Below are 18,128 nucleotides of genomic sequence, written 5' to 3'. Positions count from 1 at the left end.
AGATATGACGACGGATTGGTGGAAGGGCGGGATCATCTATCAGATCTACCCGCGCAGCTTTCAGGATACGACCGGCGACGGTATCGGCGATTTGACCGGTATCGCCCAAAGGCTGCCCTATGTTGCGTCACTGGGGGTGGATGCGGTGTGGATTTCACCGTTCTTCACCTCTCCGATGCGCGATTTCGGGTATGACGTCAGCGATTATCGCGGCATCGACCCGATTTTCGGCAAGATGGATGATTTCGACTGGCTGATCGAACGGGCACATGAACTGGGCCTGAAGGTGATGATCGATCTGGTCATGTCGCATACCTCGGACCAGCACCCGTGGTTCAAGGAAAGCCGCGCCAGCCGCGACAACCCCAAGGCCGACTGGTATGTCTGGGCCGATCCCAAACCCGACGGCACGCCCCCCAACAACTGGCTGTCGATCTTTGGCGGCAGCGCGTGGCAATGGGATGCGCGGCGCGAACAATATTACCTGCACAACTTTCTGAATTCGCAGCCAGACCTGAACTTCCACAGCATGGAAGTGCAGGACGCGCTGCTGGATATGGTCAAATTCTGGCTGGAAAAGGGTGTGGACGGTTTCCGTCTGGACACGATCAACTTCTATTTCCACGATGCCCAGCTGCGCGACAACCCGCCCCTGGCCAAGGAATTGCGCCGCGCCGATACCGCGCCCGCCGTGAACCCCTATAACCACCAAAGCCACCGCTTCAGCAAATCACAGCCCGAAAATCTGGCGTTTCTGGAACGGCTGAATCAGGCGATTGTGCCTTATGGTGCATCCGTGGTCGGTGAAATCGGCGACAGCGAACGCGCGCTGGAACTGCTAGAGGAATATACCGGCGTGCCGGGGCGCGTGCAGATGTCCTATGTCTTCGACTTCCTGTCGGGCGACGATCTGCCCGCCAGTCGCGTGGTCGAGGTGTTTGAAGGGCTGTTGGAGACCGCGCCGAATGCCTGGCCCTGCTGGGCAATGTCGAACCATGACGTTGTGCGCCATATCAGCCGCTGGAACCTGTCCGATCAGGCGGCCAAGGCTTATGCCACGGTGCTGATGTGCCTGCGGGGTTCGGTCTGCCTGTATCAGGGCGAAGAACTTGGCCTGCCCGAGGCAGAGCTGAAGTTCCATGAATTACGCGACCCTTACGGCATCGAATTCTGGCCCGAATTCAAGGGCCGCGACGGATGCCGGACACCGATGGTCTGGGATATGGGCGTGAACGGCGGCTTTTCGACCAGCCAGCCGTGGTTGCCCGTCCCGCATCAGCATCTGCAACGCACGGTCGTCGGGCAGGAAGCCGACGCGCAATCCATGCTGCACCATTACCGCTGGGCCATCGGGCTTCGCAACAAACACAGCGCCCTGCGCCGCGGCACCATGACCGAAATCAAATCCGAAGGTCCGGTGCTGTCCTTCCGCCGTGCCGACGACATGCAGACCCTGCTGATCCGGGCCAACCTGTCGGAAGACGACGTCGCGGGTCTGGCCCCGTGGCAGGTCCAGATCATCGAGGGATAAGAGGGAGAGAGAACCGCAATGGCCGATCTTAAACTGACAAAGCTCGCCAAGTCCTATGGCGATGTGAATGTGCTAAGGGACATCAATCTCGACATTACGTCGGGCGAGTTCATCGTTTTTGTCGGCCCTTCGGGCTGCGGGAAATCGACCTTGCTGCGGATGATTGCGGGGCTGGAACAGATCACCGGTGGTGAACTGCAGATCGGGGGGCAGGTGATGAATGACATCCCCCCCAGCCAGCGCGGCATCGCAATGGTGTTCCAGTCCTATGCGCTTTATCCACATATGACGGTCCGCGACAACATGGCCTTCGCGCTGAAGATCGCGGGCCAGTCCAAGGATCAGATCAAGGAGGCAACCGACCGCGCGGGCAAGATGCTGCAGCTGACGCCCTATCTGGACCGTCTGCCCAAGGCGTTGTCGGGCGGGCAACGCCAGCGTGTGGCGATTGGCCGTGCGATCGTGCGCGACCCGCAAGTCTATCTGTTCGACGAACCGCTGTCGAACCTTGATGCCGCCCTGCGCGTCGCTACCCGGATCGAGATTGCCCAGCTAAAAGCATCCATGCCCGACCGCACCATGGTCTATGTCACCCATGACCAGACCGAGGCGATGACCCTTGCCGACCGGATCGTCGTGCTGGCCGGTGGCGGTATCGCGCAGGTTGGTGCGCCACTGGAACTGTATGAACGTCCGGTCAATGAATTTGTGGCCCAGTTCATCGGTAGTCCGGCGATGAACCTGTTGCCGGGCCGTGTGAAAACCATCGGCCCGATCACCACCGTCGCGCTTGAAGGGGGATTGCAGGCGCAAGTCGCCATTCCGACCCGCGAGGGCGATCAGGACATGCCGGTCAATGTCGGCGTCCGCCCCGAAGACATGCGCGAGGCGGGCGACAACGCCCTGTTCGAAGGCACCGTCGATCTGACCGAGGCTTTGGGTGAGGTGACCTTGCTGTATTTCGGCACCAATGCCGAAACCGTGCCGGTTATTGCCAAACTGCCGGGCATCCATCAGGGGCTAAAGGGAAAAACAGTGCGGCTGGCCGCCGCCCCGCATGCTTTGCACCTGTTCCACAAGGGGCAGTCGCTGCTGTATCGTGATGGCAACGACCTGCCGCCCTATGAACCGCGCAAAGCGCCATCGGGCAGCATGGGCAGTACACCTGCCGGCAATGATCACGATGTTATCGAAGACGGCCTGATCAAGCCGGAAGGTCCGGCGCGCTAGGAACCTCGACATGACATATGCTTCCCCGATGTTGCGCGGGGAAGCATGACACGACCCAAGGCTTTGGATCGGCAACTGTGCTGCATCTTGCAGCGTTGAACGGGCAGACATCCTGTTCCTTTTGCAGATTGCACCCCACGATATGCCCAAAGACAATATCATCGACCCCGAGGATGCCGCCGAGAATGCGGGCCTGATCTATGTGAATGACGACATGCAGGGCATCACGCGGGTGCGGGCCGGCAAGGGGTTCTCTTACCGCGACGAAAAGGGCCGGACGATCCGCGATAAGGCCGAACGCAAGCGTCTGAACGCACTGGCGATCCCGCCCGCCTATGACGATGTCTGGATCTGCCCCGATCCGCTTGGTCATATCCAGGCCACCGGCCGCGATGCCAAAGGGCGCAAACAATACCGCTATCACCCTGATTTCCGCGCGGTTCGCGACAGTGCAAAATACAACCGCGTGCTGGATTTTGCCAAAGCATTGCCCCGCATCCGCGCGCAGGTGGATGAGGATATGTCGCGACGCGGAATGCCTGCCGAAAAGGTACTGGGGACCATCGTCTATCTGCTGGAACACACGATGATCCGTGTCGGCAATGCGACCTATGCGCGGGACAATAAATCCCACGGGCTGACCACGCTGCGTGAACGGCACGTCAGTCTGGAAGGCAGCAATGTCCGTTTCAAATTCCGTGGGAAAAGCGGAAAGGAATGGGATCTGGGGCTGCGCGACCAGCGTGTTGCGCGGATCTTGCGGGCAGTGCAGGACATCCCCGGCCAGCATCTGTTCCAATATCTGGATGACGACGGCAACCGGCATCAGGTCACCTCGTCCGAGGTGAACGCCTATCTGCGCGATGTTTCCGGACAGCAGATCACCGCCAAGGATTTCCGGACATGGGCGGGAACCGTGCTGGCTGCCTTGGCGCTGTCCGAATATACCAAAGCCGACAGCGAAGCGGCCGCCAGACGCAATGTGCGTGATGCCATTGAAACCGTTGCCGCACAGCTGGGCAATACGCCGACCATCTGTCGCAAATGCTATGTCCATCCGCAGGTGATCGACGCCTATCTGGCAGATGAGCTGAGGCTGGAGCTGCGCGACCGCATTGACGAAAAGCTGGACAATGCCACCTTGCGTCCCGAAGAAAAGCAGGTGCTGCGTTTTTTGAAGCGACGCTTGCAGCACTAAGGCCTTCTGTACGCAGCCGTGATTGCAGGCGTTGTGACACCGCCTGTGATCCGCTAGACATGCGCCATCACTGCAAGCGAAGGTTGTCCCATGTCCCACAGCGTCTTTATCGATGGCGAAGCCGGAACCACCGGTCTTCAAATCCGCGACCGTCTGCTGGGGCGCGATGACATCCGACTGATCCAGATCGACCCCGCGCGCCGCAAGGATGCCGCCGCAAGGGCCGAGGCATTTCAGGCCGCCGATGTGGCCATCCTGTGCCTGCCCGATGATGCCGCGATCGAGGCCGTGCAACTGACCCGTGATATGGATGTGCGGTTGATCGACGCCTCGACGGCGCATCGGGTCAATCCCGATTGGGTGTTCGGCTATCCCGAACTGGTCGCCGGAATGCGCGAACGGATCGCGGGCGCACGCTATATCAGCAATCCTGGATGCTATTCGACCGGCTCGATCGCGATGATCGCGCCTTTGGTCGCGGCCGGTCTAATCGACGAAAACGAGGCGCTGACCATCAATGCTGTCAGTGGCTATACCGGAGGCGGCAAGGCGCTGATTGCGGAATACGACGGCGGCACCGCGCCCGCACATTTCGTTTATGGCCTGACGCAAAAACACAAGCATGTGCCCGAAATCATGACGCATGGCGGGCTGCTGGTGCAGCCTATCTTCTCGCCCTCGGTCGGGAATTTCGCACAAGGGATGGCGGTGCAGCTGCCGTTGCATCTGGATGAAAAGCGCAGCATCGCGGGCCTGCATCAGGCGCTGGCCGATCATTACGCCGGTCAGGATTTCGTACAGGTCGTGCCCGCTGACCGGATCGGCGCGCGCCTTGATCCGACAGCCATGAACGGTTCGAACGTCATGCAGATCAGCGTTCATGGTGACGAAGATGCGGGCTGTGCCAATGTGATTGCCGTTCTGGACAATCTGGGCAAAGGCGCATCGGGCGCTGCGGTCCAGAACCTGAACATCATGCTGGGACTGCCGGAAAACGCGGGCCTGTAAGGGCGTCGATTACCCTTTGACAGCGCGAAAATTACGCCATTAACGTTTCCACGTTTAACAAGTGCAGGATGCCCCGAAATCATTTCAGGGCGTCCACGCCGCGTAGGAGTGTATTGTGGCAAAATTCGTTGTAGATTCAGCGTTCGACCAAACTCTGGTCGATCTGAGTGTTATAAGCCGGTATTTTTATGATGTGTCATACCTTGATGATATCGCCTTCGATTATCAGGGAACGCAGATCGAAGACGTCTTTCTGATCGAAATATATGACGGTTTTTATAGCTCGACTGTCATTCTGGGCGGGTCGGATTTCCACCTGACATCGGATGGCGTGACGGTTGATGGCAATCTGCAGATGATCGATGTTGCCACTCAGGGGGCATACGGGGACGTCCAGAAATGGAAGCTGTCCAGCATTGATGTGCCCCTGCGCAGTTTTATCATGGCAACCGAAACATATGGTCAGTCTGATGACCGGCAGGTGTTCGAACGTATTTTCCGTGGCAACGATCTGTTCCAGCTAAGCAGTGGCAATGACCATGCCATTGGGATGAACGGCAACGATACCCTGAACGGTTATATGGGCAATGACACGCTGGAAGGCGGACGCGGCGCCGACCGCCTTTATGGCAATGCGGGAAATGATGTACTGGTTCTGGATGTTGGCGATGATGTCCTGAACGGTGGTGCCGGACGCGACTGGTTGCGTGTGGAAGGCAACAAGGCCGTGCAGATCGATCTGTCGGATTCGGGGGTGCAGAACACGCGCCTTGGCATGGACCAGATCATCGGGATCGAGAATATGACAGGTGCTGCGGGCAGTGATACCCTGACCGGCAATAGCGCGGTCAACAGCATCTTTGGAAACAACGGTCATGACCGCATTTTCGGGCGCGGTCAGTCGGATCTGCTGGACGGTGGAAACGGCAATGACCGGATCGAGGGGAACCTTGGCAATGACACCCTGTTCGGCGGAAATGGTGCTGACACCTTGCTGGGCGGTGTTGGCAATGACAGCCTGTATCTGGATCGCGGGAATGATCTGATCAACGGTGGCAGTGGTGAGGACCGGCTTGTTGTCACCGACAGCACCGATGTCCGGATCGATCTGGGCCTGTCGCGCGCCCAGAATACGCTTCAGGGCATGGATACCATCCGCAACATAGAAAACATCCGTTCAGGGGGCGGCGATGACCGCCTGTCGGGCAATAATGTCGCCAACCTGATCGACGGAGGGGCTGGCCATGATGTGATCTTCGGTCGTCAGGGGGATGACCGGCTTGAAGGCAAGGCAGGTCAGGACCAGCTGAACGGCGGGTTCGGCAATGACACCTTGATCGGCGGGACCGGTAAGGACGTGCTTCAGGGCGGGGCAGGGGCGGACGTTTTTGTTTTTGCCAATCTGGATCATACAGGTCGCAATTACCAATCCGCCGACCAGATTATCGATTTCCGTTCGGGAACGGATCTGATCAACCTGCGCGGAATTGATGCCGATCATAACAGCAATGGCAATGACGCCTTTGTTTTCACCGAAGGTGGCCAGTTCCAGACCGCCGAGGCGGGGCAGATCATTATCCGCCAGTTTGCCAATGCCCGCGATGGGCAGGGCGAAACCCGTGTGCTGATGGATGTGGATGGCGATGGCCAGATGGACGGAATTATCCGTCTGGCGGGCATGCATGACTTGGGTGCCAGCGACTTCTATCTGTAAGGCACAAGGGGAAGCCGACCGGACGATATATCCGGTCGGCTTTTTCACGGGTGGTTATTCGGCCGCCTCGGCATATGCCTCAAGCGGGGGGCAGGTGCAGATCAGGTTGCGGTCGCCATGGGCATTGTCGACGCGACCGACGGGCGGCCAGTATTTATCCACGCGGAACGCACCCGGCGGGAAGCAGCCCTGTTCGCGGCTGTAGGGGCGGTCCCAGTCACGGACCAGATCCTCGACCGTATGGGGGGCGTGACGCAGGGGGCTGTCTTCGGCACTGATGCGACCTTCGGCGACATCGGTGATTTCCGCGCGGATCGCCAGCAGGGCGGTGACAAAGCGGTCGATCTCCGCCTTGGTTTCCGATTCCGTAGGCTCGACCATCAGGGTGCCCGATACGGGCCAGCTCATCGTGGGGGCGTGAAAGCCGTTATCGACCAGACGCTTGGCAATGTCATCGACCGTGACGCCATGTTCAGCAAAGGGGCGGGTGTCGATGATGCATTCATGCGCCACGCGCCCACGGTTGCCCATGAACAGGATCGGATAGGCACCCGACAGACGCGCCGCGATATAATTGGCGTTCAGGATCGCCACACGGGTCGCCTGCGTCAGACCCTCACCGCCCATCATCAGACAATAGGCCCAGCTGATTAGCAGAATCGAGGCGCTACCATAAGGTGCCGCACTAACCGCACCGCTGTCGTCGTCCTGCGGATCGCCGGGCAGGAAGGGGGCCAGATGCGCGCGCACGCCGATGGGACCCATGCCGGGGCCACCGCCGCCATGTGGGATGGCAAAGGTCTTGTGCAGGTTCAGGTGGCTGACATCGCCGCCGATCTCGCCCGGTTTCACCAGACCGACCAGCGCGTTCATATTCGCCCCGTCGATATAGACCTGACCACCATGTTCATGGGTGATGTCGCAGACCTGACGGACGGTATCTTCGAACACACCATGGGTGCTGGGATAGGTGATCATCACAGCGGCCAGACGGTCACCCGCCTTGGCGGCCTTATCGGCGAAATCCTCGACGTCGATATCGCCGTTGGGGGCCGATTTCACCACCACGACCTGCATGCCACACATCTGCGCGGTGGCGGGGTTGGTGCCATGGGCGCTAACGGGGATCAGGCAGATGTCGCGCTGATCGTCGCCGCGCGAACGGTGATAGGCCTGAATGGTCAGCAGCCCCGCATATTCTCCCTGCGCGCCGCTGTTGGGCTGCATGGAAAACGCGTCATAGCCGGTGATGCGGCACAGTTTTTCAACCAGATCGGTGATCGCCTCGTGGTATCCGGCGGCCTGATCGGTCGGGGCAAAGGGATGCAGCGTGCCGAATTCGGGCCAAGTGATTGGCATCATCTCGGCGGCGGCGTTCAGCTTCATGGTGCAGCTGCCAAGCGGGATCATCGCCCGATCCAGCGCCAGATCGCGGTCCGAGAGGCGGCGCATATAGCGCATCATCTCGGATTCGGCGCGATTCATGTGAAACACCGGATGGGTCAGATAATCGCTGTCGCGCAGTAGATCATCGGGGATGGCAGGCGCGGCGGCGGGCGTCGCCGGATCAGTGATGCCGAAGGCGTCCAGCAGTTTGGTGATGACGGATGCGTCCGTCGTCTCATCGACGCTGATGCCGACGCGGTCACGGCCAACCTTGCGCAGGTTGATGCCGCGATGGCGTGCGGCGGCCATGATGCCTTGCTGGCCAACGCCGACGCGCACCGTGACGGTGTCAAAGAAAGCATCGGGGGCGACATCGGCACCGGCGTCACGCAGGGCATTGGCGATGGTCACGGCATGCAGGTGGACGCGCTGTGCGATGGCGCGCAGACCGACCGGCCCGTGGAAGACCGCATAGAAGGATGCCATCACGGCCAGCAGGGCCTGCGCGGTGCAGACGTTGCTGGTGGCCTTTTCGCGGCGGATATGCTGTTCGCGGGTCTGCAGCGACAGGCGGTATGCCTGATTGCCGGATGCATCGATGCTGACGCCGACAATGCGGCCCGGCATGGCGCGCTTCAGCGCATCGCGGCAGGACATGAAGGCCGCGTGGGGACCGCCATAGCCCATGGGCACGCCGAAACGCTGCGCGGAACCCACGGCGATGTCGGCACCCATCGCGCCCGGTTCCTTCAGCACGCAAAGCGCCAACAGGTCGGTCGCCACAATCGCCAATGCGCCGGTGCCGTGCAGGGCATCAATATCGGCACTCAGGTCGCGGACATGGCCATAGGTGCCCGGATACTGGAAGATCGCGCCAAAGACGGCGGTGGGGTCCATGTCTTCGGGCGCGCCCTGAATGACCTGAATGCCCAAAGGAGCCGCGCGGGTTTCGATGACGGAAATCGACTGCGGATGCAGGTTGCGGTCAACAAAGAAGCCTTGCGCCTTGGATTTCGACTGACGGCGGGTCATGGCCATCGCTTCGGCGGCGGCGGTGGCTTCGTCCAGCAGGGACGCGTTCGCCACCGGCAGGCCGGTCAGATCGGCCACCATGGTCTGGAAGTTCAGCAAAGCCTCAAGCCGACCTTGGGCGATTTCGGGCTGATACGGGGTATAGGCGGTATACCACGCCGGATTCTCAAGGATGTTGCGCTGGATCGCGGGGGGCGTGACGGTGCCGTAATAGCCTTGGCCGATCAGGCTGGTCATCACGCGGTTCTTTGCGCCGACTTCTTTCATGCGGGCCAGCAGGCCGGCCTCGGACAGGGCGGGCCAGTCCAGAACGTCGTTCTGACGGATGGCCTTGGGGACAGTCTGGTCGATCAGCGCATCAAGGCTGTCGGCACCGACGGCCTTCAGCATCTCGGTCATTTCGACGGGCGAAGGGCCGATGTGACGCCGGTTGGCGAAATCGTCGGGGTTGTAATTGCTTGGGGTCCAGCGGGTCATCTGCGTCACGCTCCAGATAAGGGGGGTGCGGGGGCCGGACGCCCCCGCCCAAAGGATCAGTCGACCAGCGCCTTATAGGCTGCTTCGTCCATAAAGCCGTCCATCACGCCCGCATCGGTGGGCTTGATGCGGAAGAACCATGCCGTCATCGGGTCGGCATTCACATCACCGGGGGTGTCGGCCAATGCGGTGTTCACAGCCGTGATGGTGCCTGCAACGGGGGCGGTGATGTCGGATGCGGCCTTGACCGATTCGATCACCACAATTTCGTCACCGGCGGCGACTTCGGCACCTTCTTCGGGCAGTTCGACAAACACCACATCGCCCAGCTGTTCGCTGGCGTGTTTGGTGATGCCGACGACAATTTCATCGCCTTCGGCGCGCAGCCATTCGTGGTCTTCGGTATATTTCAGCATTTCTGCGGTTCCTCAGCGTTTGTAAGAGGGCGTGACAAAGGGCAGTGCAGTGATGGTGACCGGAATGCGCTTGCCGCGCAACTCGGCCCAGATCGTCGTGCCTTCGGGAAGGCTGGCGTCGATGATGGCCATGGCGACGGGGCCGCCGACGGATGGGCCAAAGCCCCCCGACCGGACGGTGCCAAGGGGCGTATCGCCGGTTTGTCCGCCAAACAATGTGACCCCTTCACGGATGGGTGCGCGGCCTTCGGGACGCAGCCCGCGGCGCGTGGTGGTGGCACCGGCGGCCAGTTCGGTCAGCACCGTATCGGCACCGGCAAAACCGCCCGCCCGCGCGCCGTCCGTGCGGCGGGCTTTGGGGATGGACCAGCCAAGGGCGGCTTGGGCGGGGGAGACGTCGGGGTCCATGTCATGACCGTAAAGCGGCATCCCGGCCTCCAGCCGCAGGCTGTCGCGGGCACCAAGACCGATGGGGGCGACCTCGGGCTGGTCCAGTAGGGCGCGGGCAAAGCGGTCCAGTGCGGTGTCGGGAACCGAGATTTCAAATCCGTCTTCGCCGGTATAGCCGGAACGCGAAATCCACAGGTCATGGCTCTGCCAGTCAAAGCCAAGGCTGTCCATGAACCGCATGTCGGCGGTGCCTGCGATCAGCCGTGCCAGAACGACATGCGCTTTGGGGCCCTGCAGCGCGATCAGGCCGCGATCGGTCACGGGCTCGACGCTGACACCGGCCAGCGTTTGCAGATGGGCGATGTCCTGATCGACGCAGGCGGCATTGACAACCAACAGGAAGTGGTCGCCGCGATTGGCAAACATCAGATCGTCCAGAATGCCGCCCCGTTCATTGGTGAACAGGCCATAGCGTTGCCGCCCTTCCGGCAGGTCCAGCACATTGGCGGGGATCAGGGTTTCCAGCGCCAGTGCTGCGGTCTGGATATCGCCGTCCAGCGGGCGGATGATCACCTGTCCCATATGGCTGACGTCGAACAGACCTGCCTTTTCACGGGTATGCAGATGTTCGTTCATGACGCCCATCGGAAACTGGACGGGCATGTCCCATCCCGCAAAGGGAACCATCTTGGCACCAAGTTCGACATGAAGGTCGTAAAGACCGGTCCGGCGGGTCGTGTCGGCCATATGGCCTCCTGCGGTTTCTGCCGAAAGGTCGGCATCGGTTGAACGGGCAAAATGCCCGCGCTTCGATGCCCCCTCTGTCCCTGCCCGCAATGGGCGCCTGAGATCGTTATCCCTTCGGCGGGCCTTTCGGCCACTCTCCAGAGTTTTTGGGGAAGACGGTCCTTTTGCCTGAGAGTTCGCCGGGGCGGCTGCTCCTTCGGCCCCGGGTTTCCACCGGTTTCTCCCGAATTCCTGATGTCCTGCTACTGTCAGCTTTGGCGCAAAGCAAGTCCTTTGTCGCGGGGCGTCGTCCGGTTGACACAAGGGCGGGGCTGACCCATCGTCCGGCCAGACAATGCAGCCCAAGGTCCATGATGCCGCCCAAGTTTTTCCAGATCGGCTTTAACAAATGCGGCACGACCTTTATCGCCAAGCTGTTCGATTTGAACGGAATTCCTGCGGTTCACTGGGCCGAAGGGGCATTGGCCGATGACATTGCCTATTCCCGTCTTGCCGGTCGCGCGCCCTTGCAGCCATGGGCGGAAAATACCGTTGCCTTCACCGATATGGAATCTGTCCGTTTCCTGAATATGCCTATTATCGAGGCATTCAAGGAGTATGCTTTTCTGGATGCCAGCTTTCCGGATGCGGTGTTCCTGCTGAACACCCGCAATGTCGATGACTGGGTGGCTAGCCGCTATATGCATTGGGGGGGCAGCTATGCCCGCAGCTATGCTGCCAATCTGGGGGTGCCGCTGGCGGATCTGGCCGATATCTGGACCCGCGAATGGCACGCGCATATCGCCGGTTGCCGTGCGCATTTCGCAGGACGGTCCCGCTTTCTGGAGATTGATATCGATACTGCGGCCCCGGATGATTACCGCGATGCCTTGGCACCATGGTTCGATCTACCGATCTGCCCCAAGATCCCCGGTGCAGGGGTGCGCAAGGCGCGCAAGGCCTATCCGGCGCGGCTGCAACAGATGCTGGATGCACCTGCCGCAGGCAATGGTATCCGCCCCGAACGCCGCGCCAGACTGGTCCGGCGACTGGCGGCATTTGCAGCCCCCGCGCGATTGTCGGGTCAGGGCCTGAGGAGACCGCCGACGACGCAGGCGCTGCGCGTCGATCTGGCGGCGGGGCAGGTGCGCGATGCCGAAGGCAGGCCGATGCCGTTCGAACGCGGCCCCGATGGCAAATTCTATCTGGAGGCGCAGCGATTCGGCCTTCTGCGGACCGCCACCACCCTGAATGATATGGCGCAGGTCGCGCATGAGGGGGTCTATTGGCTGGATATGCAGCCTGCCGCCGTGACAACGCAATCCCCTGTCATTGCCGGTTTGCGTCATCACGGGGCGCAGGATGTCTTTCTGTGGCCCGCGCCTTGGCTGCACCGCATCGGCAATGACGGCTTTCCCGGCGCGCCGAAAGGTCATGACCCTGCCTTTGACGAACGACCTGATCTGGCCGTGTGGCGGGGCGGAATTTCAGGCCATGCTTCGGGCGATGACACAAAGGCCGAGGATGCAATCGCCACCCTGCTGGCCCGCCCCCATGATTCAGCCAAGGCCCTGCAAGCCGCCGCTGTGATCCGGCACAGCAACAGCTGGCAGTTTGTCCGGCAGCATGCGGGCAAGGCGGGAACGGATATCGGCTTTACGGGTGATGACCGCACCCGTCGCGCCATTGCACGGGCAGGGCTTTCCACCGATTGGCACAGCGATATGCCCCTTGGCCGCTATGCAATATCTTTGGCCCGCAGTGACGGAGATGCCGATTTCCTGCCGCTTGCAGACAGTCACGCCGTGGTCCTGAAAGAGGAGGAGGGCAGCGAGAGCTTTGCCTCGGGGGTGTTCAAGCCGTGGCGGCATTACATTCCGCTGGCCTTGGGCGGGGCCGATCTGGACGAACGGCTGGATTGGGCACGCGCCAACCCTGACGAATGTCGCCAGATATCAGCGCGGGCGCGGCGTATCTGCGCCGGACTGGCCGACCCGCAAGGACGCCGCCAGCATCTGGCGCAAGTGCTGGCCGCCTATCGCACGGCGACGGGGCAGGATTAGACGCGCGGAAAGACAAAGACCCGATCACGCCGCAGCATCAGCCACATTGGCGTTCCTGCGGGGGGCAGGAAGACACCCGGAACCGTGGCGTTCAGGGTGATATTGCCCTGATCCGTGGCGAATTCGACCAGCGATTCGCGCCCCAGATAGCGCGCACGTGTCACCTTGGCCCGTGCCGCAGTGCCGTTTTCGACGGTGGGGGCAGGGCCTTGGCCTGCGCGATCGAAGTCCAGTTTCAGATGCTGGGGGCGGATGACGATATCGACCTGCGCGCCCTCGGGCATGCCGGGGGTCAGGAACTGACCGAAAGGGGTGTCGGTCAGCGCACCCTGCACCGTGCCATCCAGAACATTGATGTCACTGAAAAAACCGGCGGCAAGGCGGTCCACCGGCGCGTTATACAGGTTATAGGGCGCGCCCTGCTGGACGATATTCCCCTTGCGCATCAGCAAGATCTGGTCGGCCATCCGCATCGCTTCATGCGGTTCATGGGTGACCAGTAGAACGGCGGTGCCCTCCTCCTTCAGCAGGGCCAGTGTTTCATCGCGGATCCCGTCGCGCAGACGTTCGTCCAGACCCGAAAAAGGCTCGTCCATCAGCAGAACCCGCGGGCGGGGGGCAAGGGCGCGGGCCAAAGCGACGCGCTGTTGTTCGCCCCCCGACAGTTCATGCGGAAAGCTGTCGATATGGGCCGACATATGGACGCGGTCCAACAGCTCGGTCACGCGGTCGCGGTTGGCTTTAAAGCCGCCCGCCAGACCGAAGGCGACATTGTCGCGAACCGCCAGATGCGGAAACAGCGCGAAATCCTGAAACATCAGGCCGATGGCGCGGCGTTCGGGGGGGACGCGGAAGTCCGTGTCGCAGATCAGCTTGCCATCGACGAAAATCTGTCCGCTGTCTTGCATATCGACACCCGCGATCATCCGCAGGGTCGTTGATTTGCCACACCCCGAAGGGCCCAGCAGACAGGCAACCTGTCCCGCCTGCACCTGAAAGCTGACGTTATCGACAACGGGGGCACCATCGAAGGCGCGGGTCAGATTCAGGACTTCCAGTCTTGGGGGCGTCGTCACTGTCTTGGCCTTGGCACATGGAACGGGTCGGGATTGCCTAGCAGCGGCAGCCCCGACCCGCAACTGCAGCGCCTAGATCGTGGCGTTCACAGCACCGCCATCCAGCAGAATATTCTGCCCGACGATAAAGCGGGCCTGCTGGCTGCACAAAAACGCGCAGGTCGCGCCGAAATCATCCGATGTGCCATAGGCGCCGGTGGGAATCGTCGCCTCGCGTTGGGTGCGGGCCTCGGCTTGGGTGATGCCTTTGGCCTTGGCGACGCCGCCATCAAGGCCGGTGGCGCGGTCGGTGTCATGGATGCCGGGCAGCAGGTTATTCACGCAGACCCCGCTGCCTGCGACCTGTCGCGACATGCCCGCGACAAAGCCGGTCAGGCCGGTGCGTGCGGTATTGGACAGGCCAAGCGCCGGAATCGGCGATTTCACCGATTGCGAAGTGATGTTGACCACACGTCCCCAGCCGCGATCCATCATGGCCGGCACCAGCGCCTGCATCAGCGCGACGGCGGACAGCATGTTGGAATCGATGGCCTTGATGAAATCATCGCGGCTCCAGTCCTGCCAGTTGCCGGGGGGTGGGCCACCGGCATTGGTGACAAGGATATCGGCCTGCGCGACGACGGCCAGCACCTTGGCGCGGCCTTCGGGCGTGGTGATATCCGCGGCGACGGGCGTCACGCTGACGCCGTATTTCGCCGCGATTTCATGCGCGGTCTGGGTGATGTCGGCTTCGGTCCGGCTGTTGATGACCAGATCGACGCCTGCTGCGGCCAGCGCCTCGGCGCAGCCGCGTCCCAAACCCTTGGACGCAGCACAGACCAGCGCCCGCTTTCCCTTGATGCCCAAATCCATCATACCCTCCTGCTTCCCTTGTTGTCGGGCAGGAAACGCGCGGGCGGGGGGATTGTCAAACGGCTTCGATGGCGGCCCTGATCGCGCGCATGTTGTCGCCATAAACCGCAGCTTGATCGACCGATCCGCCCTTAAACACCGCTGATCCTGCAACCAGCACATCGGCACCGGCCTTGGCAACCAAAGGTGCGGTCACCGGATCAACGCCGCCATCAACCTGAATATGGATCGGACGATCGCCGATCATGCCGCGCAGGCGGGCGATTTTATCGATCTGGCTGTGGATGAACTTTTGCCCGCCGAAACCGGGGTTCACGGTCATCACCAGCACCATGTCCGCCATATCCAGCAGATATTCCACCGCCTCGACCGGCGTGCTGGGGTTCAGGGCAATGCCTGCCTTTTTGCCCGTGGCGCGGATTGCTTGCAAGGTGCGGTGGGGATGGGGGCCTGCTTCGACATGGGCGGTGATCATATCGGCACCGGCGTCTGCATAAGCATCGATATAGGCATCGACGGGCGAAATCATCAGATGCACGTCCATAAAGGTTTTGACATGCGGGCGGAAGGCTTTGACGGCAGGGGGGCCAAAGGTCAGGTTCGGCACGAAATGCCCGTCCATGACATCGACATGCACCCAATCGGCACCCTGATCCTCGATCGCGCGGATTTCGGCACCGAAATTGGCGAAATCAGCGGATAGAATCGAGGGGGCAATCTTGATGTTGCGGTCAAAGGTCATGACGGGTCCTTTCTGCGGCTGCCGTTGCCCTTCGGGTTACGGGCGAAGACAGGGTTGCGTCAACCGTCACGCAGGATCGCGCAGGGCGGTAATATCATCGGCAGGGGCCGATGCGCCGCCCTGAAAGATCACCCGCGCCCCATCGGTGCCGAATTGCGCTTCGGTAATGCGGGCATAGACGCCGACCTGCGTCTGTTCGATCACCTCGCCGTTGCGGGCGCTTTCGACGGCAAAGGAATAGGTCCCGTCGGCCAGTTTGCTGCCGTCCGCCGATCTGCCGTACCAGTCGATCTGACCCAATCCGGGGCCGATCTCCTCGCGCATGATTTCCTGACCGCGGCTGTTCATGGTGATCAGTTGCACACTGTCGGCCAGATTGTGCGAGGCGATGTCCAGCGTCAGTGGATCATCCCCGAAAAAGACGGGGGCGGTTGTGCGGGCCTCTTTGCCGATCCATGCCGCCATGCTGCCCAAACCGCCAGTTCCGCCCTGACCCGACATCTGTTCAAGGTATTTGTTGCTGAGGGTCTGTTGTTCGACGCCCGCGAATGTCGCCAGCTGGATGGCAAAATCTGTCCCCTCCATCGGGTTCAGCGGGTCCTGATTTTTCAGCTGGGCGGTCAGCATCGTCAGAAATGTCTGGAAATCAGCGCCTGTGGCGGTGGAAAAGCTGCTGGCCGTGGCGGCGGTGGTCTGTGTGGTGGTGGCTGCGGAAATGGCATCGACCATGGGGCGTTCTCCTAAAGGCGGATATCGACGCGGCGGTCGCTGACCGGCGTCGGGGCAAGCTGGATTTGTGTGGTGGTGGCGGGGCCTGTAATGTCGGCATCACCATGGCCCGTGCTGTCGGGCATATCGTTTTTCCATGTGCCGCCGCTGTCTTGCCGGAAGTCCAGATCCTGCGCGTCGATGCCGGCCTCTTGCAGGTGCTGGGTCAGCATATCGGCATTGCGACGCACCAGATCCAGCGTTTCGGGGCGTTCGGCCCAGATGGTGATATGACTGCGATCCGGCCCTGACATGACCAGCCGGATACGGCCCAGTTCTTCGGGGGACAGGGCAATTTCGGTCGTATCCTCACGCGTTGTGACCATGGCCGAGGTGACCTGCTGCATCACAGGGCGTGGGTCGTTATGGGGTGTCGAAACCTGTGGGGTCTGAACAGGAATGGCGCGCTCAGGGGTGGTGTTCAGATTAAGGGGCAGGTCGGGTCTGGCAAGCGGTTCGGATGCGATGGCCGTCGGCAAAGGGGTCAGTTCGGGATCAGTGATCAGGGTCGTTGCAAACGATCCCGCAGTAGTTTGGTCAGCGGACATCGGCGGGTTCGGCACCCCTGCTTGGGGAAGGGGGACTGCTGTGGCATCCTCTGGCGTGCTGGCAACGATTGCGGTTGTAGGTGTGGGGGTGGGTGAAGCGGCTTGCTGCAGTGACATGTTTCCGGGCTGACCTGCGATGGCGGTGACGTCCTCGCCTTGCAATCCGGATAGAAGGTTCACTTGGGGTGTTCCATCAACTGTTGTTGGTTCAGGTTCGTTCGCCCTCAAAGCCATCGGTGCATTCGGCGGCAATATCTGTCCAACGATGTCGTCTTGCCCCGAAAGCTGTGGCTGCGATTTATAACCTAAGGATGCCGCCGGTACGAACTGCTTATCGGGTGTTTTTTCTGCTTTTATAGCAGGGCGGGTAACTAACGGCTTTGAAGTGGCGTCAGCGGCTTTGCCCATAATAGGCGGCACAAAGGTATTGATAACCGATACTTCGGGTTGGTCCACGACGTCATCTGGTAACGCGGTTTCGGCGACATTCAGATCCTGTGAAATGGTATCCTGCATCTTGCGGGTGTCGGGGTCAGGTACCGAAGAGACTGTCTGGTCTGTAAGTGTCGGCATGGCCGGCAATGGATCTATGGGGGCCAGATCCTGCTGCTGATCCTTCGTGACAGGGCGTTGCAAAGACACCTGATCTATCAAAGCTTCCAGCCGGGCAGTTGCCTCGGTGTCGGTCGGCGTAAACTGCGCAGTGATACCCAGATTAGCCTCGAGCCACTTGGAGAGAGGGTCCACCGATGTGTCAGCGACTCGCGGGGTTTGTTGTTGCGCCACAGCCTCCACGCGAATGGCTTGCGGCAATGTCAGAACCGCAGCCTCCACAGGGATCGGCAGAAGCAGGTCCAGATGCGTCTCCTCGAAATCGGAATCGCCTGTTTGTGAAACAGTTGTCTGTTCGCCTGATATATCCGGAAACAGGCTCCGGCTTATCATTCCAAGAATATCGGACATTCTAAACC

The 18,128-nt window shown here is 61.0% G+C and carries 14 protein-coding genes and 1 riboswitch; of the genes, 6 read left to right on the top strand and 8 right to left on the bottom strand.

The genetic code is table 11. The features are described from left to right. Positions 1-4: 4 nt before the first annotated feature. From DWB67_RS04725 to DWB67_RS04705, 5 genes are all read left to right on the top strand, one after another. Positions 5-1,531, top strand: coding sequence for an alpha-amylase family glycosyl hydrolase (locus DWB67_RS04725; protein WP_119806535.1), 1,527 nt, complete (start codon positions 5-7; stop codon positions 1,529-1,531). Positions 1,532-1,549: 18 nt separating this feature from the next. Then, positions 1,550-2,761: an ABC transporter ATP-binding protein gene (locus tag DWB67_RS04720; protein ID WP_119806365.1), complete on the top strand. Its 1,212-nt coding sequence runs from the start codon at positions 1,550-1,552 to the stop codon at positions 2,759-2,761. Between the two features lie 142 nt (positions 2,762-2,903). Then, positions 2,904-3,959, top strand: coding sequence for a DNA topoisomerase IB (locus DWB67_RS04715; RefSeq protein WP_119806534.1), 1,056 nt, complete (start codon positions 2,904-2,906; stop codon positions 3,957-3,959). A 90-nt stretch (positions 3,960-4,049) separates the two neighbouring features. Next, positions 4,050-4,967: an N-acetyl-gamma-glutamyl-phosphate reductase gene (gene argC / locus DWB67_RS04710; protein ID WP_119806364.1), complete on the top strand. Its 918-nt coding sequence runs from the start codon at positions 4,050-4,052 to the stop codon at positions 4,965-4,967. A 115-nt stretch (positions 4,968-5,082) separates the two neighbouring features. Next, complete coding sequence (locus DWB67_RS04705) at positions 5,083-6,681, top strand: calcium-binding protein (RefSeq protein ID WP_119806363.1); 1,599 nt, start codon at positions 5,083-5,085, stop codon at positions 6,679-6,681. A gap of 54 nt (positions 6,682-6,735) precedes the next feature. Here the strand turns inward: DWB67_RS04705 and gcvP are convergent, their stop codons facing one another. Genes gcvP through gcvT form a run of 3 tightly spaced genes read right to left on the bottom strand, consistent with a single transcriptional unit; the run spans position 6,736 to position 11,129 of the window. Next, positions 6,736-9,576, bottom strand: coding sequence for an aminomethyl-transferring glycine dehydrogenase (gene gcvP, locus DWB67_RS04700; protein WP_119806362.1), 2,841 nt, complete (start codon positions 9,574-9,576; stop codon positions 6,736-6,738). Positions 9,577-9,632: 56 nt separating this feature from the next. After that, positions 9,633-9,989, bottom strand: coding sequence for a glycine cleavage system protein GcvH (gene gcvH / locus DWB67_RS04695; RefSeq protein WP_182911504.1), 357 nt, complete (start codon positions 9,987-9,989; stop codon positions 9,633-9,635). Between the two features lie 15 nt (positions 9,990-10,004). Then, on the bottom strand, positions 10,005-11,129 hold the full coding sequence (gene gcvT / locus DWB67_RS04690; RefSeq protein ID WP_119806533.1) for a glycine cleavage system aminomethyltransferase GcvT: 1,125 nt from the start codon (positions 11,127-11,129) through the stop codon (positions 10,005-10,007). Positions 11,130-11,275: 146 nt separating this feature from the next. Further along, a riboswitch (glycine riboswitch) is annotated at positions 11,276-11,365 on the bottom strand. A gap of 117 nt (positions 11,366-11,482) precedes the next feature. On the opposite strand from gcvT, the gene DWB67_RS04685 reads away from it, so the two are divergent. Further along, on the top strand, positions 11,483-13,171 hold the full coding sequence (locus DWB67_RS04685; RefSeq protein WP_182911489.1) for a glycosyl transferase family 90: 1,689 nt from the start codon (positions 11,483-11,485) through the stop codon (positions 13,169-13,171). Here DWB67_RS04685 and DWB67_RS04680 read toward each other — a convergent pair. From DWB67_RS04680 to DWB67_RS04660, 5 genes are all read right to left on the bottom strand, one after another. Next, complete coding sequence (locus tag DWB67_RS04680) at positions 13,168-14,247, bottom strand: ABC transporter ATP-binding protein (RefSeq protein ID WP_119806359.1); 1,080 nt, start codon at positions 14,245-14,247, stop codon at positions 13,168-13,170. The genes DWB67_RS04685 and DWB67_RS04680 overlap by 4 nt on opposite strands. 72 nt (positions 14,248-14,319) lie before the next feature. After that, a complete protein-coding gene (locus DWB67_RS04675; protein ID WP_119806358.1) occupies positions 14,320-15,099 on the bottom strand; it encodes an SDR family oxidoreductase in 780 nt (259 codons plus the stop codon). A gap of 55 nt (positions 15,100-15,154) precedes the next feature. After that, positions 15,155-15,841: a ribulose-phosphate 3-epimerase gene (gene rpe, locus DWB67_RS04670; RefSeq protein WP_119806357.1), complete on the bottom strand. Its 687-nt coding sequence runs from the start codon at positions 15,839-15,841 to the stop codon at positions 15,155-15,157. Between the two features lie 66 nt (positions 15,842-15,907). Beyond that, positions 15,908-16,570: a flagellar hook capping FlgD N-terminal domain-containing protein gene (locus DWB67_RS04665; protein ID WP_119806356.1), complete on the bottom strand. Its 663-nt coding sequence runs from the start codon at positions 16,568-16,570 to the stop codon at positions 15,908-15,910. 11 nt (positions 16,571-16,581) lie between these two features. Then, on the bottom strand, positions 16,582-18,120 hold the full coding sequence (locus tag DWB67_RS04660) for a flagellar hook-length control protein FliK (protein ID WP_119806355.1): 1,539 nt from the start codon (positions 18,118-18,120) through the stop codon (positions 16,582-16,584). Positions 18,121-18,128: the final 8 nt, after the last annotated feature.

The sequence above is a fragment of the Paracoccus sp. JM45 genome, assembly GCF_003590715.1.
In the GTDB taxonomy this organism is placed as follows: Bacteria; Pseudomonadota; Alphaproteobacteria; order Rhodobacterales; family Rhodobacteraceae; genus Paracoccus.
Note: the sequence above shows the minus strand (reverse complement) of the source record. Positions and strands in the feature narration are given on the sequence as shown.